Below are 16,316 nucleotides of genomic sequence, written 5' to 3' on the forward strand. Positions count from 1 at the left end.
CGCCCTTTTTCCGCATCCTCTCCCAGCCCTTTGCAAGGAGGCCCGTCATGGCTGACCTGACGTCCAGTTTCATCGGCATCAAGTCCCCCAATCCGTTCTGGCTGGCCTCGGCGCCGCCGACGGACAAGGAATACAACGTCGTCCGCGCCTTTCAGGCCGGCTGGGGCGGCGTGGTGTGGAAGACCCTCGGGTCAGAGGGGCCGCCGGTCGTCAACGTCTCCGGTCCGCGCTATGGTGCGGTCTGGGGGGCGGACCGCCGCCTTCTGGGGCTGAACAACATCGAACTGATCACCGACCGCCCGCTTGAGGTGAACCTGCAAGAGATCAAGTCGGTCAAACGCGCCTGGAAGGACCGGGCGCTGGTGATCAGCCTGATGGTGCCCTGCGATGAAGACTCGTGGAAGGACATCCTCAAGCGCATCGAGGATACCGAGGCCGATGGCGTGGAGCTGAACTTCGGCTGCCCGCATGGCATGGCCGAACGCGGCATGGGGTCTGCCGTGGGGCAGGTGCCCGAATACATCGAGATGGTGACACGCTGGGTCAAGAAGCACAGCCGGATGCCCTGCATCGTCAAGCTGACGCCGAACATCAGCGACATCCGCCGCCCGGCCGAGGCCGCCAAACGCGGCGGGGCGGATGCGGTGTCGCTGATCAACACGATCAACTCGATCACCAGCGTCAATCTGGATGATTTCAGCCCCGAGCCGATGATCGACGGCAAGGGCACCCATGGCGGCTATTGCGGCCCGGCGGTGAAGCCGATCGCGCTGAACATGGTGGCCGAGATTGCCCGCAACGCCGAAACCCATGGCCTGCCGATTTCGGGCATCGGCGGGGTCACCACCTGGCGCGATGCGGCGGAATTCATGGCGCTGGGGGCGGGCAACGTGCAGGTCTGCACGGCGGCGATGACCTATGGCTTCAAGATCGTGCAGGAAATGATCTCGGGCCTGTCGGACTATATGGATCGCAAGGGCTTCACCTCGACCGCAGATCTGGTGGGCCGTGCGGTGCCGAACGTGACCGACTGGCAGTATCTGAACCTGAACTATGTCACCAAGGCGCAGATCAGCCAGGCCGACTGCATCCAGTGCGGGCGCTGCTATGCCGCCTGCGAAGACACCAGCCACCAAGCCATTGCCATGTCGCCCGACCGTGTGTTCACGGTGAAGGACGAGGAATGTGTCGCCTGCAACCTGTGCGTCAACGTCTGCCCGGTCGAGAACTGCATCACCATGGTGCCCATGCAGAAGGGCGTCGTCGATCCGCGGACGGGGCGCAAGGTTGGCGATTATGCAAACTGGACGACACACCCCAACAACCCGATGTCGGTGAAGGCCGCCGAATAGGGCCACGCCCGAAGGTCCGGGCGGAAACGCCTGCCCGGACATTGGGTCAATCCCGGGCGCCCGGCCAGTCTGGCCGGGTTACGGCACGGGGTCGTTCAGCGGGTTCAGCCCGGCGGCCAGCGATGCCATGAGATAGGCGCGCTGCGCCGCCTCGGCCCGCGCCCGGGCCATTTCGATCTGGTAATTGTCTTCCGTCAGGCCGGTGGCGGCCTTGGTCGTGTCGGACGCCGGGGCAACCGGGCGCCCGGTTTCAGGGGCCGTCGCCGGTTCAGCCCGCGCGCCGCCCCGCACCGCGATGGCGGCGCTGTTTGACTGTCCTGCCGTCAGATGCGGCGATGTTCCCAACGTCAGCACCGTTGGCCGGACGGATGAGATCGGTCCCATTTCCGTCGCCTTTCCAAGGGTTGCTCCCCACTGCGCCGATCCTAGCGCGAAGGGGGCGGCCTTCCCACCGCAAAGCCCGTAAAATCCGAAGGATCAACCGGGGCTCAGCATCCGGCGGAACAGCGTGTCCAGAAAGGGGCCGGCTTCGGCAAAGGGATCATGGCCAGGCCCCAGAACGGCGCGGACCTGAAAGTCGAAGTCGGCATAATGCTGGGTCAGCGCCCAGACCGAAAAGATCAGATGCACCGGATCGACACGCGCCAGGCGGCCCTGATCCATCCAGCCTGCCAGAACGGCGGCCTTTTCATCGACCAGCGCCTTCAGATCACCCTCAAGGGCCTCGCGGATGCGGGGGCCGCCCTGAAGGATTTCATTGGCGAAAAGCCGGCTTTCGCGGGGAAAGTCGCGGGACAGGTCCAGCTTGCGCCGCACATAGGCCAGAACCTCGGTGACCGGCTCGCCCTCCGGGTTCAGCGCGCGCAGCGGATCAAGCCAGGTGTCCAGCAGGCCGGTCAGAAGGGTGCGGTGCACCTCTTCCTTCGAGGCGAAGTAGTACAGCAGGTTCGGCTTGGACAGGCCGGCGACCTCGGCGATCTGGTCCACCGTTGCGCCACGGAAGCCTTGCGCCGAAAACACGTCAAGCGCGGCTTCCAGGATGGCTTCTCGGTTCTTGCGCTGAATGCGGCTGCGCTGCACGGTCATCGGCTTTCCTTTCCGGTCCCGCATGTTAGCGCGGGTGTCGGGCGGGGGCAAATGCGGGGCTTCGGTCACAGGGACGCCAGCGCATCCTCAAGGGCCGCAACGGCCAGACGATGATCCTCCACCTGCGGCAGGCCCGAGACGGTAAGGCAGGCCACCACGCCGGTGCCCGCCACCCGGATCGGCACCGCACCGCCATGGTCGGCATAGTCGGCCATGTCCAGCCCGTGCTTGGCCAGCGTTTCGTTCTTGGCGCGGTTGCGCAGGCCGACCAGCAGCGAGGGCACCTGGAACAGCAGCGCCGTGGCCGACTTGCGCGCGACCCACAGGTCGTTCAGCGGCGCCGCGCCGGGCAGGGCGGCGTGGAACAGCACCCGGTCGGCGGTGCGGATGTCGATGACAATGGGCAGCGCCCCGGCCAGCCCGCGCCGGACCAGATCCTGCCCCAGCGCCAGCGCGACCGTTTCGTCGAAACGGGGGAAGATCAGGCGATCATAATCGGCTTCGATGGTTTCGGGCTGCATCCGGGGCGTGTCCTGTCGGTTATTTCAGCGTGACCGGCTGGGTGAAGCTGGCACGCTGGTCACTGTGCCGGTCGCGGAAGGTGAATTCCAGTTGATAGTCGCCCGCCGGGGCGTCGGTCAGGTTCACCACCAGCGTTGCGCCGAATTCGCGCGCCTTGCCGCGCGCCTGATGGGTCAGCGCCATGAAATCCGGCGCCTCGACCAGAACGCCGCCCGCCGTGTCAAGGATGCGCAGGTCAACGGCAAAACCGATCTCGAACCGGCCGTCGCCAAGGTCGCCATACCCGTAGCCTTGCGGTTCGGCATAAAGGAAGATGTCCTCGCCGCGCGCATAGACGGTATCGGGGCGGGGATCATAGACGCCGAACCCGCCCGAAGCCGCGGCGGTGGGCAGCGCCTGCCGGAAATGCAGCGGCTGCGCGGCCCAGGCGGCCTCTTGCAACTGGTCCTGCGCGGCGGTCAGGGCCGCCGCATCGCCCCCCGCGGCCGCAGCCTCCAGCGCAGCGGCGGCATCGGCCACCGGGCCGGCCTGGGCGGGCAGGGCAAGGGCAAGCGAAAGGGCGGCAAGGCTGGCAAGAGCGGGAAAACGCATGGCTGAAAATCCTGTCTGTGGCGGGCGGGCCGCCGGTTCAAAAGAAGATCAGCGTAACAGAGACGGGGCATTTGGGAAGGCCGGACTCCCGACCCTGCCCTCAGGCGCCGCTCAACCCGATGCCGCGCAGGATGATGGCCTTCACGCTGTCGGTCGCGGCCTGCCATTGCCGGTCATTCAGCGGCTTGCCGCCGTTCAGCGTTTCGATCTGGTGGCCGAAATCGGCATAGTGCTGGGTGGTGGCCCAGATCATGTACAGCAGGTGGCGCGGGTCGATGGGGGCCATCTGGCCCTGGTCGATCCAGCGGCGGATGGCGGTGATGCGGCCCTCGGTCCAGTCGCGCAGCGTGGTTTCCAGATAGTCCTGGATCACCGGCGCGCCGTGCATCACCTCGCTGGCCCAGACCTTGGACCCGAAGGGATGTTCGCGCGAGATGCGCATCTTCGCCTCGATATAGGCGCCAATGCCGCTGGCCGGGTCGGGGGCATTGTCGAAACTGTCGGCGGCACGCAGCCAGATCTGGAAGATGTCCTCGACCACACGGCGGTAAAGCTCCTCCTTGGTGGCGAAATAGTAATGCAGGTTGGCCTTGGGCAGGCCCGCCATATCGGCGATCAACTGCATGGTGGCCCCGCCGAACCCGGCCTCGGCAAACACCTTTTCCGCGGCGCGCAGGATCAACTGCTCGTTCTCGCGCCTTATATCGGTGCGACGGCTGCCCCTTGTGCGTGTTTTCTGTGCAGAGTCATCCATCGGCAGGTTGGGGAAATTTGTTGACCGGCTGGTCAGGTTGTGGTGCGCTTCGCCTTGACCATACGGTCAGGACAAGATTCGCCGCAAGCATGGTCGGAACGGGCCCGTCAGAGGCCCCGCGACAGGGAGACGCCAGATGGCCGCACCAGGTGAGAACCTGAAGATCAATTCCGCACGGCTGTGGGACAGCCTCATGGAAATGGCCCTGATCGGCCCCGGCATCGCGGGGGGATGCAACCGCCAGACCCTGACCGATGCCGACAGCGAGGGCCGCCACCTGTTCCAGCGCTGGTGTCAGGCGGCGGGCATGACCATGGGCGTGGACAGCATGGGCAACATGTTCGCCACCCGTCCCGGCACCGACCCCGACGCCCTGCCGGTCTATATGGGCAGCCATCTGGACACCCAGCCCACGGGCGGGAAATACGATGGCGTTCTGGGTGTTCTGGGCGCGCTTGAGGCGGTGCGGACGATGAACGATCTGGGCATCCGCACCCGGCATCCGGTTGCCATCGTGAACTGGACGAACGAGGAAGGCGCCCGCTTCGCGCCCGCCATGCTGGCCAGCGGCGTTTTCGCCGGCATCCATACCGAAGACTATGCCAAGGCCCGCCGCGATCTGGACGGCAAGGTCTTTGGCGAGGAACTGGCCCGCATCGGCTGGGTGGGCGAGGAAAAGGTCGGCGCGCGCAAGATGCACGCCTATTTCGAGCTGCACATCGAACAGGGCCCGATCCTTGAGGCCGAAGGCAAGGACATCGGCGTCGTCACCCATTGCCAGGGGCTGTGGTGGCTGGAATTCACCCTCACCGGCCGCGAGGCGCATACCGGCAGCACGCCGATGAACCTGCGGGTGAACGCCGGCCTTGCCATGGCGCGCATCTTCGAAATGGTGCAGGCCGTGGCGATGGAGAACCAGCCCAATGCCGTGGGCGGGGTGGGGCAGGTGACCTTTGCCCCGAACAGCCGCAACGTGCTGCCGGGCAAGGTGGTGTTCACCGTGGACATCCGCACCGTCGATCAGGCCAAGCTGGATCGGATGCGCGCGAAGATCGAGGCCGAGGCGGCGGCGATCTGCGAGGCGTTGGGTGTAGGCTGCGCGGTCGAGGCGGTGGGCCATTTCGACCCCGTGACCTTTACCCCCGATCTGGTGACGAAGGTCCGGTCTGCGGCGGAAAAGCTGGGCTACAGCCACATGGACATCGTATCTGGCGCGGGGCATGACGCCTGCTGGACGGCCCGCGTCGCCCCAACCACCATGATCATGTGCCCCTGCGTGGGCGGCCTCAGCCATAACGAGGCCGAGACCATCTTCCCGGAATGGGCCGCCGCTGGGGCGGACGTGCTGCTTCATGCGGTGCTGGACACGGCAGAGGTGATTGCGTGACGGAGGCGCCGGGGGCCGTCTGCCCCCGGACCCCCGAGGGTATTTGAGCCAACTGGAAGCAGGCTGCGGCCTGTTGGGGAGCGGGAAATGAGCACTGTCATCAAGAACGGCACCATCGTCACCGCCGATCTGACCTACAAATCCGATGTGCTGGTCGAGGATGGCCAGATCATCGCCATCGGCCACGGGCTGAAGGGCGATACGGTGCTGGATGCGACGGGCTGCTATGTCATGCCGGGCGGGATCGACCCGCATACGCATCTGGAAATGCCCTTCATGGGCACCTATTCGGCCGATGATTTCGACAGCGGCACCCGCGCGGCGCTGGCGGGGGGCACCACGATGGTGGTGGATTTCGCGCTGCCGTCGCCGGGGCAAGGGCTGCTGGACGCGCTGAAGATCTGGGACAACAAGACCGCCCGGGCGCATTGCGACTACAGCTTCCACATGGCGGTGACATGGTGGGGCGAGCAGGTCTTTGACGAGATGAAGGCCGTGACCGAGCGCGGAATCAACACCTTCAAGCACTTCATGGCCTACAAGGGGGCCCTGATGGTGAACGATGACGAGATGTTCGCCAGCTTCCGCCGCTGTGCCGAACTTGGGGCGATTCCGTTGGTCCATGCCGAGAACGGCGATCTGGTGGCGGAAATGTCGGCCAAGCTGCTGGCCGAGGGCAATACCGGCCCCGAGGCCCATGCCTACAGCCGCCCCAGCCAGGTGGAAGGCGAGGCGACCAACCGCGCGATCATGATCGCGGATATGGCGGGCGTACCGCTGTACGTCGTGCATACGTCGTGCGAAGAGGCACACGAGGCGATCCGCCGGGCAAAGATGAACGGCAAGCGGGTCTGGGGCGAGCCGCTGATCCAGCACCTGACGCTGGACGAGAGCGAATACTTCAACCCCGACTGGGACCATGCCGCGCGGCGGGTGATGAGCCCGCCTTTCCGCGACAAGCGCCATCAGGACAGCCTTTGGGCGGGGCTTGCCAGCGGCACGCTGTCCTGCGTCGCCACCGACCATTGCGCCTTTACCACCGAACAGAAGCGGTTCGGCGTCGGCAACTTCACCAAGATCCCGAACGGCACCGGCGGGCTTGAGGACCGGATGCCGATGCTGTGGACCTATGGCGTGAACACCGGGCGGATCACGATGAACGAATTCGTCGCCGTCACCTCGACCAATATCGCCAAGATCATGAACTGCTACCCGAAGAAGGGCGCGGTTCTGGTGGGGGCGGACGCCGATCTGGTGGTCTGGGACCCCGAGAAGGAAAAGACCATCAGCGCCAAAGCCCAGCAATCGGCCATCGACTACAATGTGTTCGAGGGCAAGACGGTCAAGGGCCTGCCGCGCTATGTGATGAGCCGGGGCCATGTGGCGGTGACGGACGGCGCGCTGACCAGTGTCGAGGGGCATGGCAAGTTCGTCGCCCGCGCGCCGGGCACCCCGGTCGGCAAGGCGCTGTCCACCTGGAAGGCGCTGACCAACCCGCGGCCGGTGGCGCGCGCGGGTATTCCGGCAAGCGGGGTATGATGGCGACGCTGGCCGAACAGGCCGGGATCGACGGGCGGCTGACGGCGGCGGTCGCGGCGTGGGTCATGTATCGGGACAGGGCGGCCGGGGCCGTTGGGGGACAGGAATGAAGGATACCATCAACCTCGGCCAGCCGGTGATTGCGGCGCAGGGGCTGAATCTGGTCTTCCAGACCAATGACGGGCCGGTTCACGCGTTGAAGGACGTGGACCTGACCATCGGCAAGGGCGAATTCGTCAGCTTCATCGGCCCCTCGGGCTGTGGCAAGACCACCTTCCTGCGCTGCATCGCGGCGCTGGAACATCCGACCGGCGGCAGCCTGACCGTGAATGGCATGACCCCCGACGAGGCGCGGCGCAAGCGGGCCTATGGCTATGTGTTCCAGGCGGCGGGGCTGTATCCGTGGCGCACCATCGCCGGCAATATCAAGCTGCCGCTGGAGATCATGGGCTTCCCCCGGGCCGAACAGGAAGCCCGGGTCGAACGGGTGCTGGATCTGGTCGACCTGAAGGGTTTTGGCAAGAAATTCCCCTGGCAATTGTCGGGCGGGATGCAGCAACGCGCCAGCATCGCCCGCGCGCTGGCCTTTGATGCCGACATCCTGCTGATGGACGAACCCTTCGGCGCGCTGGACGAGATCGTCCGCGACCGGCTGAACGAAGAGCTGCTCAAGCTCTGGGCGCGGACCGGCAAGACCATCGGCTTCGTCACCCATTCCATTCCCGAGGCGGTCTATCTGTCCACCAAGATCGTGGTCATGTCGCCGCGTCCGGGCCGCATCACCGATGTGATCGACAGCCCCTTGCCAAGGGAGCGGCCGCTGGACATCCGCGATACGCCCGAATTCATTGCCATCGCGCATCGGGTGCGCGAAGGGCTGCGCGCGGGCCATTCCTATGACTGACCGCGGGGGCCGGGCATGAACCGCGTGTTGCCGATCCTGACGGTTGTCGCGGCCATCGTGGTGCTGTGGTATGGCGCGGCGGTGGCGATGAACCGGGCCTGGGTTCTGGATCAGGCCGCGCGGGCGGGGACCGAACCGCCCGCCTTCGGCCAGATGGTCGTCGCCACCATGACACAGGAACGCCCCGTGCTGCCCGCGCCGCATCAGGTGGTGGCCGAGCTGTGGAAGGGCGTCGCCGGGCAGGCGATCACCTCGAAGCGCAGTCTGGTCTATCACGGCTGGATCACCCTGTCGGCCACGCTTCTGGGCTTTGCCATCGGCACGGCGGCGGGCATCGCGCTGGCGGTGGGCATCGTCCATAACCGCGCCATGGACATGAGCGTGCTGCCCTGGGCGATTGCCAGCCAGACCATCCCGATCCTGGCCATCGCGCCGATGTTCATCGTGGTGATGAACAGCATGGGGGTGCAGGGGCTGGTGCCCAAGGCCATCATCTCGGCCTATCTGTCGTTCTTCCCGGTGGTGGTGGGCATGGTCAAGGGGTTGCGCGCGCCCGATGCGATGCAGCTTGACCTGCTGCGCACCTATAACGCCGGGGGCGCGGCGGTGCTGGGCAAGCTGCGGCTGCCGGCCTCGATGCCCTATCTTTTCGCCTCGCTCAAGGTCGGGGCGGCGGCGGCCCTGGTGGGGGCCATCGTGGGCGAACTGCCGACCGGCGCCGTGGCGGGGCTTGGCGCGCGGCTTTTGTCGGGCAGCTATTATGGCCAGACCATCCAGATCTGGGCGGCGCTGTTCGCGGCGGCCATCGTGGCGGCCGGGCTGGTGGCGGTGATCGGGCTGGTCGAGCGGGTGACGCTGCGGCGGATGGGGATGGCACGATGAAGAACGCTTCGGCCTTCGACTGGACCCTGACGGGGATCGTCATCGCCGCGCTTGTCGCGGGCTGGATTTATGATCCCCGGCTGGGCACGGTCCTGTCGATCTGGCTGGGCGCCTGGGCGGTCAACGCGATGATCGCGCGGGGCAGGGGCCCCTTGCCGCGCTGGCTGGTGCCGGCGCTGTTCGGGGTGACGCTGCTGGTGCTGTGGGAACTGGTGGTGCGGCTCTTCGCCGTGTCTCCGGTCATTCTGCCCGCGCCTTCGGCGATTGCCGCGCGGATTGCGGGCAGCGGCCCCACGCTCTGGGCCGATTTCGTGCAGACCGGCCTGAAAGGCGCGCTGACCGGCTGGCTGATCGGCTGCGCCGCCGCCGTGGCGGCAGCCATCGCGGTGGACCGCAGCCCCTTCCTGCAACGCGGCCTGCTGCCGGTGGGCAATTTCGTGGCCGCGCTGCCCATCGTGGGCATCGCGCCGATCATGGTGATGTGGTTCGGCTTCGACTGGCAGTCCAAGGCCGCCGTCGTGGTGGTCATGGTGTTCTTCCCGGTGCTGGTGAACATGGTTGCGGGCCTGAAGGCGACCGATGCCATGCAGCGCGACCAGATGGCCACCTGGCACGCCAGCTATTGGCAGACGCTGTGGAAACTGCGGTTCCCCGCGGCGCTGCCCTTCCTGTTCAACGGGCTGAAGATCGCCACCACGCTGGCGCTGATCGGCGCCATCGTTGCCGAGTTCTTCGGCAGCCCCATCGTTGGCATGGGGTTCCGCATCAACGCCTCGATCGGGCAGCTTGCGCTGGACATGATCTGGGCCGAGATTGCCGTTGCCGCGGTTGCCGGATCGGCCTTCTATGGGCTGGTCGCACAGATCGAGAAGCGGGTGACCTTCTGGCACCCGTCACAGCGTCGTCAATGAAAATGGGCCGCAAGACAGGCCTGCAACAGGAGAGGAAGCCATGAAGAAAGTGATGACGGGGACGTTGCTTGCCGGGCTGCTGGCGGCGGGCGGGGCCTGGGCCGAGGATGTGACCCTGCAGTTGAAATGGGTCACGCAGGCCCAGTTCGCCGGCTATTATGTGGCCAAGGACAAGGGTTTTTATGAAGAAGAAGGCCTGAACGTCACCATCCTGCCGGGCGGCCCCGATGTGGCCCCGACCCAGGTGATCGCCGGCGGCGGTGCCGATGTGGTGGTGGACTGGATGCCGTCCGCCCTGGCTGCCCGCGAAAAGGGGCTGGCGCTGGTGAACATCGCCCAGCCGTTCAAGTCGTCGGGGATGCAGCTTACCTGTCTCAAGGAATCGGGCGTGACGACGCCGGCCGATTTCAAGGGCAAGACGCTGGGCGTCTGGTTCGGCGGCAACGAATATCCGTTCCTGAACTGGATGGGCAAGCTCGGCCTGAAGACCGACGGTTCGCCCGATGGCGTGACGGTGCTGAAGCAGGGCTTCAACGTCGATCCGCTGCTGCAAAAGCAGGCCGCCTGCATCTCGACCATGACCTATAACGAATACTGGCAGGTCATCGACGCCGGCATCACGCCCGAGCAACTGGTGAACTTCAACTACACCACCGAAGGCGTGGCGACGCTGGAAGACGGGCTTTACGTCATGGAAGACAAGCTGTCGGATGCGGCCTTCCAGGACAAGATGGTCAAGTTCGTCCGCGCTTCGATGAAGGGCTGGAAATGGGCGGAAGAGAACCCCGACGAAGCCGCCATGATCGTGCTGGAAAATGACGAGACCGGCGCCCAGACCGAAGCGCATCAGAAGCGCATGATGGGCGAGGTGGCCAAGCTGACCGCCGGGTCGAACGGCGCGCTGGACGAGGCCGATTATCAGCGCACCGTCGATGCGCTGATGTCGGGCGGGTCGGATGCCGTCATCACCAAGGCGCCGGAAGGGGCCTGGACCCACGCGATCACCGACAAGGCGCTGCAATAACCGCAGCGGCCTGACCGGACAGCCGCGCCCGGGGGCAACCCCGGGCGCGTTTGCGTTTGCTCAGGCGTTCTTAACCTGTGCCCGCCAGACTGCCGCGCAGTGGCGGGGCGGGCACATGCAGGGCGGCATCTGGCGGATCGGTCTGGGCGTTCTTCTTGGCGCGGCGCTGTTGGCGGGGCTGTTCGTGCTGGTCTGGCGCGATGGGCAGCGCGCGCCACCCGCCTGGCTGCGCGGCCTGCCGGGCCCCGAGGCCGAGGCGGCGTTCTGCCTTGCCGTGGCCGAACGCATCGACGACCGCAGCCGCGGGGCCGATGCCCGGCTGGCGCGGTTCCTGGATGAGCAGATCCTGTTCTGGCGCGGGCCTGCCGGCAGCGCGCTGGGCGCGGGACGCGCCGCGCTGGCAGCTGAAACCGCCGATCCGACCCGGCCCGAGGGTCGGGCGCTGTTTCTGGCCTTGCAGGATTGCGCCTGGCGGGCGCTGTCCTTCTACGGCCATCGCTTCCCCTCGATGGAGGAGGGTGGCTTGTAAAGCCCGTGTCAATTTGACAAACCTTTTACAGGAGGGGCCGCGCCATGCCGATGACCGCCTTGACCGGAACACGGTTGCGCGAACGCCGGCTTGCCGCCGGGTTGCGGCAGGCCGATCTGGCCGAACGCGCGGCAATTTCGCCGTCCTACCTGAACCTGATCGAACACAACCGCCGCAACGTGACGCCCGAGGTGCTGGCCCGGCTGGCCGCGGCGCTTGGGATCGAACCGCAGGCGCTGGCCGAAGCCTCGGCCGGGGCGCTGCTGGACGACCTGCGCTCTGCCGCCGCCGCCTTGCCCGCCGCCGAGGCCGAGGTGGCGCGGGCCGAGGATTTCGCCGGTCGCTTCCCCGGCTGGGCGGCGCTGACCGCCGCGCTGCATGGCCGCAGCGTGGCGTTGGAGCGCGCGGTTGCCGCGCTGAATGACCGTCTCAGCCATGACCCGCACCTGTCGGCGGCCCTGCATGAACTGTTGTCGGCGCTGGCCGGGGTGCGCGCCACCGCCGCCATCCTGGCCGAAACGCCCGACCTTGCCGCCGACTGGCGCGACAGGTTCCACCGCAACCTTTATCAGGACAGCGAACGTCTGGCCGAGGGGGCCGAGGCGCTGGTGGCCTATCTGGACCGATCGGAAGCCGCCGCCGACGAAGGCGTGACCGCCCCGCAGGATGAGGTGGAACTGTGGCTGGCGGCGCGCGGCTGGCACCTGCCAGAAGTGGAAGGCGGCGATCCCGCCGCGCTGGGGCCGGAGCTGGAGGCGCTGGCCTCGGGCGCGGCGCGGGTGCTGGCGCGGGCGCATGTGACGCAAGCGGCGGAAGATGCCGCCGCCCTGCCGCAGCCCGCCTTTGCCCAGGCGCTGGCCGAGGATGGCCCCGATCCGGCCCGCCTTGCCGCCCGCTTTGGCTGCGGCCTGCTGGCGGCGATGCGGCGGATTGCGCTGCTGCCCGGTGCCAAGGCGGGGCTGGTCACCTGCGATGCCTCGGGCACGCTGTTGTTTCGCAAACCGGCTGACGGCTTCGCGCTGCCCCGCTTTGGCGCGGCCTGTCCGCTGTGGCCGCTTTATGCCGCCCTTGGCCGCCCCGGCGCCCCGGTCGAGGCGCTGGTTGCGCCGCCTGGCCCCGACGGGCAGGTGTTCCGCTGTCTGGCCTTTGCCGAAACCCGCCTGCCGCTGGGCTTTGCCGGGCCGGAGCTACGGCTGGCGGCGATGCTGATCCTGCCAGACCCGGCGCCGCGGGGCACGCGCGCGGTTCTGCCCGTTGGCCCCACCTGCCGCATCTGCCCGCGCGGCGGCTGTCCGGCCCGCCGCGAACCTTCGATCCTGGGCGAAGCGGCGGCCTGATCTTTTGCCGTCTCAGCTTTTGACAGGGGGTTTTGACAGGGGGCGGCTTTCCGCCGATACTGGCCGCCTGTTCCGCCGGGTGCGGGGGAACACGGGGGGAGAATCGCACCGCATGGGCCAGCATGTCCTGCTGATCGAGGACGAGCCGAACATTGCCGAAGCCATCGGCTTCATCCTGTCACGCGACGGCTGGCAGGTGACCCATCTTTCCACAGGGACCGGGGCCGCCGCCACGGCGCAGCGCATCACCCCGGACCTGATCATCCTTGACCACATGCTGCCCGATCTGTCGGGGCTGGAGGTGCTGGCGGCGCTGCGGGGCGACCCGTCCACCGCCGCCACGCCGGTGCTGATGCTGACCGCCCGTGGCCAGAGCCGCGACCGCGAGGCCGCCGCCCGCGCCGGGGCCGACAGTTTCATGGCCAAGCCCTTTGCCAATGCCGAGATTCTGGCCGAGGTGCGCGCCCTGGCCGGACGTGCCCCCGTGGCGCGGGGCTGAGATGAAAATCCCCCGGCGCCCGATGTTTCTGGGGCGCATCCCCTATCGCCGCCGCCGCCTGCGCGATGCGGCGCGTCTGTTGCCGCTGTTCGGCCTGTTCTTCCTGCTGCTGCCATTGCTCTGGTCGCCGCCCGGCAACGAAGGGCGGCGGTTTTCCGGCGATCTGGTCTATCTGTTCGGCCTGTGGGTGGGCATGATCGTGCTGGCCGCCGCCATTGCCCCCGGCCTGTCGCGCCGCGATGGCGAACCGGACGAGGACGAGGACTGACAGGATGCCCTTCAACCTGCTGGTCCTGGCCTGCATCACCTATGTCATCCTGCTGTTCCTGGTGGCCTTTCTGGTGGAAAGCCGGGCGCGGCGCGGGCGGCTGGGCTGGCTGCGCAGCCCGCTGGTCTATACGCTGTCGCTGTCGATCTACTGCACGGCCTGGACGTTCTATGGCGCGGTCGGTTACGCGGCCCGCTCCGGGCTGGAGTATCTGACCATCTACTTCGGCCCGACGCTGGTGTTCATCGGCTGGTGGTGGGTGCTGCGCAAGCTGGTGCGGATCGGCCGGCAGCACCGGGTAACCTCCATCGCAGACCTGATCTCGGCCCGCTTCGGCAAGTCGAACCTGCTGGGCGTGATCGTCACGCTGATGGCGGTGGTGGCGACCACGCCCTATATCGCGCTGCAACTGCAATCGGTGGTGCTGTCCTTTGGCGTCTTTGCCGAACACGCGCCCGACGGATCGGCGCCGCTGGGGGCGGACCCCACGGCCATCTGGGTGGCGGCGGGGCTGGCGCTGTTCACCATCCTGTTCGGCACCCGCAATCTGGACGCCAAGGAACAGCACCACGGCATCGTCACCGCCATCGCGGTCGAGGCGGTGGTCAAGCTCTTCGCGCTGATCGCGGTGGGCATCTTCGTGGTCTGGGGGCTGGCGGGCGGCGTCTCGGGCATGATGCAGCGCATCGACGCCTCGGCCATCACCGGCTGGGCCATGAACCCCGGCCGCTGGACCGGGCTGATCCTGCTGGCGGGCGTGGCGGTGATCTGCCTGCCGCGCATGTTCCACGTTCTGGTGGTGGAAAACTACGACGAAGGCCACCTGGCCCGCGCAAGCTGGGCCTTTCCCGCCTATCTGATGCTGATGAGCCTGTTCATCGTGCCCATCGCCGTGATGGGGATGGAGCGGCTTCCCGCCGGATCGAACCCCGACATGTTCGTCCTGACCCTGCCCCTGACCGAAGGTCAGGGCGCGCTGGCGATGCTGGCCTTTCTGGGCGGGTTTTCCTCGGCCACCTCGATGGTGATCGTCGAGGCGATCGCGCTGGCCACCATGGTGTCGAACCACATCGTCCTGCCGGTCTGGCTGCGGCTGCGCCCGGCGGGGGCCATCTCCGAAGACGTGCGGGCGGTGGTGCTGAACGCGCGGCGGGTGTCCATCGGTGTCGTGCTGGCGATGGGCTATGGCTATTACCATGTGTCGGGCGGCTCGGCCGCGCTGGCCTCGATCGGGCTGATCGCCTTTGCCGGGGTGGCGCAGTTCCTGCCGGCGATGATCGGCGGCATCTTCTGGCGCGGCGCCACCCGGGTTGGCGCCATTGCCGGGCTGATCGTGGGCTTTGCCGTCTGGGCCTATGCGCTGTTCCTGCCATCCTTCGGCCCCGATGCGGTGTTTCCGGCGGGTCTTCTGGCCGATGGTCCCGCCGGCATCGGCTGGCTGCGGCCGCAGGCGCTGTTCGGCAGCGACGGGATGGACCCGCTGATCCACGCGCTGTTCTGGTCGCTGTTCCTGAACGGCACCGCCTTCTTCCTGGGGTCGGTCGTCACCTTCCCCGGCCCGGTGGAACGCTTGCAGGGGGCGGCCTTCGTCAATGTCTTCGAAGGCCCGCTGCGCCCGCGCGGCCTGGGCGGCGGCCATGTCGAACCCGAGGCGCTGCTGGTCATGGCGCAGCACATCCTGGGCGACGAAGCCGCCCAGACCTTGTTTGAAGAGGCCGCCCGCGCGCAGGGCAAGCGCCAGTCGATCCTGCCCGACCCGACGCCCGCATTCGTGTCGGATCTTGAACAGCGGCTGTCCGGTTCGGTCGGGGCGGCCACGGCCCATGCGATGATCGCCAATGTCACCGGGCAGGGCACGGTCACGGTGGATGACCTGATGACGGTGGCGCGCGAAAGCGCGCAACTGATGGAATATTCCGCCCAACTGGAAAACCAGCGTGAGGAACTGGCCCGCACCGCCACCGCCTTGCGCGAGGCGAATGACAAGCTGACCCAGCTTTCGGTGCAGAAGGACGCCTTCCTGAGCCAGATCAGCCATGAACTGCGCACGCCGATGACCTCGATCCGGGCGTTTTCCGAGATCTTGGCCGAGGGTGACCTGCCGCCCGCGATGGTGGCGCGCAGCGGCCGCATCATTCAGGACGAATCGCGCCGCCTGACCCGGTTGCTGGATGATCTTCTGGACCTGTCGGTGCTGGAAAGCGGCAAGGTGCAACTGACGCTGGGCCTGGCCAACCTGCGCGAGATGATCGACCGTTCGATCCAGGCGGCGGAACAGGTCAAGCCCGAGACCCGCTTCGTGATCCTGCGCGATCTGGCGGCGGAAAGCCTGTTCCTGCGCACCGATGCCGACCGGCTGACGCAGGTCTTCATCAACCTCATCTCGAACGCGCGGAAATACTGCGATGCGCCGCAGCCGGAAATCCGCATCGCGGTCAAGATGAAGGCGGGCCGGGTGCGGATCGACATTGCCGACAACGGCAGCGGAATTCCCAAGGATGCGCAGGGTCTGATCTTTGAAAAGTTCGGCCGTCTGCCGGGCGAGATGCGGGCCAAGGGCGCTGGGCTTGGTCTGGCGATCTGCCGCGAGATCGTGGCCAATCTGGGCGGCACCATCGCCTATCTGCCGGGGCAGGGCGGGGCGGCCTTCCGCATTGTCCTGCCGCTGCGGCTTGAGGCGAAAGCCGCTTAACCCATTCCTAACGGCGGTGGGGATAACCTGCCGGGGATC

17 protein-coding genes are annotated in these 16,316 nt (G+C 67.1%); 12 read left to right on the plus strand and 5 right to left on the minus strand.

Translation table 11 applies throughout. The annotated features are described in order from the left end of the window. The first annotated feature begins 47 nt into the window (after positions 1–47). On the plus strand, positions 48–1,352 hold the full coding sequence (preA, locus tag C5F44_RS14200) for an NAD-dependent dihydropyrimidine dehydrogenase subunit PreA (RefSeq protein WP_107674205.1): 1,305 nt from the start codon (positions 48–50) through the stop codon (positions 1,350–1,352). A gap of 78 nt (positions 1,353–1,430) precedes the next feature. Here preA and C5F44_RS14205 read toward each other — a convergent pair whose 3' ends face one another. From C5F44_RS14205 to C5F44_RS14225, 5 genes are all read right to left on the minus strand, one after another. After that, positions 1,431–1,736, minus strand: coding sequence for a hypothetical protein (locus tag C5F44_RS14205; RefSeq protein WP_123876530.1), 306 nt, complete (start codon positions 1,734–1,736; stop codon positions 1,431–1,433). Between the two features lie 93 nt (positions 1,737–1,829). Then, positions 1,830–2,438, minus strand: a complete 609-nt coding sequence (locus tag C5F44_RS14210; RefSeq protein ID WP_107674252.1) for a TetR family transcriptional regulator C-terminal domain-containing protein — start codon at positions 2,436–2,438, stop codon at positions 1,830–1,832. A gap of 65 nt (positions 2,439–2,503) precedes the next feature. Continuing rightward, positions 2,504–2,959: a heme-degrading domain-containing protein gene (locus tag C5F44_RS14215; protein ID WP_107674207.1), complete on the minus strand. Its 456-nt coding sequence runs from the start codon at positions 2,957–2,959 to the stop codon at positions 2,504–2,506. Positions 2,960–2,978: 19 nt separating this feature from the next. Beyond that, positions 2,979–3,551: a hypothetical protein gene (locus C5F44_RS14220; protein WP_107674208.1), complete on the minus strand. Its 573-nt coding sequence runs from the start codon at positions 3,549–3,551 to the stop codon at positions 2,979–2,981. Between the two features lie 100 nt (positions 3,552–3,651). Continuing rightward, positions 3,652–4,305 carry a TetR/AcrR family transcriptional regulator gene (locus C5F44_RS14225; protein ID WP_107674209.1) on the minus strand — a complete coding sequence of 218 codons (654 nt, stop codon included), beginning with the start codon at positions 4,303–4,305 and terminating at the stop codon, positions 3,652–3,654. 136 nt (positions 4,306–4,441) lie between these two features. Between C5F44_RS14225 and C5F44_RS14230 the strand changes: the two genes are divergently transcribed. From C5F44_RS14230 to C5F44_RS14280, 11 genes are all read left to right on the plus strand, one after another. Further along, positions 4,442–5,692 carry a Zn-dependent hydrolase gene (locus C5F44_RS14230; RefSeq protein ID WP_107674210.1) on the plus strand — a complete coding sequence of 417 codons (1,251 nt, stop codon included), beginning with the start codon at positions 4,442–4,444 and terminating at the stop codon, positions 5,690–5,692. 87 nt (positions 5,693–5,779) lie between these two features. After that, positions 5,780–7,231: a dihydropyrimidinase gene (hydA, locus tag C5F44_RS14235; RefSeq protein WP_107674211.1), complete on the plus strand. Its 1,452-nt coding sequence runs from the start codon at positions 5,780–5,782 to the stop codon at positions 7,229–7,231. Between the two features lie 106 nt (positions 7,232–7,337). Next, positions 7,338–8,135, plus strand: coding sequence for an ABC transporter ATP-binding protein (locus C5F44_RS14240; protein WP_107674212.1), 798 nt, complete (start codon positions 7,338–7,340; stop codon positions 8,133–8,135). Between the two features lie 15 nt (positions 8,136–8,150). Next, positions 8,151–9,017 (plus strand): ABC transporter permease, encoded by an 867-nt coding sequence (locus C5F44_RS14245; RefSeq protein ID WP_107674213.1) that lies wholly within the window; start codon positions 8,151–8,153, stop codon positions 9,015–9,017. Positions 9,018–9,145: 128 nt separating this feature from the next. After that, entirely contained in the window at positions 9,146–9,928 is a 783-nt protein-coding gene (locus C5F44_RS14250) for an ABC transporter permease (protein ID WP_107674253.1), read from the plus strand. A gap of 40 nt (positions 9,929–9,968) precedes the next feature. Next, positions 9,969–10,952, plus strand: a complete 984-nt coding sequence (locus C5F44_RS14255; protein ID WP_107674214.1) for an ABC transporter substrate-binding protein — start codon at positions 9,969–9,971, stop codon at positions 10,950–10,952. A gap of 115 nt (positions 10,953–11,067) precedes the next feature. After that, complete coding sequence (locus C5F44_RS14260) at positions 11,068–11,481, plus strand: hypothetical protein (protein ID WP_107674215.1); 414 nt, start codon at positions 11,068–11,070, stop codon at positions 11,479–11,481. A gap of 44 nt (positions 11,482–11,525) precedes the next feature. Further along, positions 11,526–12,818: a helix-turn-helix transcriptional regulator gene (locus C5F44_RS14265; protein ID WP_107674216.1), complete on the plus strand. Its 1,293-nt coding sequence runs from the start codon at positions 11,526–11,528 to the stop codon at positions 12,816–12,818. 112 nt (positions 12,819–12,930) lie between these two features. Beyond that, positions 12,931–13,317, plus strand: coding sequence for a response regulator transcription factor (locus C5F44_RS14270; RefSeq protein ID WP_107674217.1), 387 nt, complete (start codon positions 12,931–12,933; stop codon positions 13,315–13,317). A gap of 1 nt (position 13,318) precedes the next feature. Then, a complete protein-coding gene (locus tag C5F44_RS14275; RefSeq protein WP_107674218.1) occupies positions 13,319–13,585 on the plus strand; it encodes a hypothetical protein in 267 nt (88 codons plus the stop codon). A 4-nt stretch (positions 13,586–13,589) separates the two neighbouring features. After that, positions 13,590–16,277 carry an ATP-binding protein gene (locus tag C5F44_RS14280; protein ID WP_107674219.1) on the plus strand — a complete coding sequence of 896 codons (2,688 nt, stop codon included), beginning with the start codon at positions 13,590–13,592 and terminating at the stop codon, positions 16,275–16,277. The last annotated feature ends 39 nt before the right edge of the window (positions 16,278–16,316 follow it).

Source organism: Fuscovulum blasticum DSM 2131, assembly GCF_003034965.1.
GTDB classification, from domain to species: Bacteria; Pseudomonadota; Alphaproteobacteria; order Rhodobacterales; family Rhodobacteraceae; genus Pseudogemmobacter; species Pseudogemmobacter blasticus.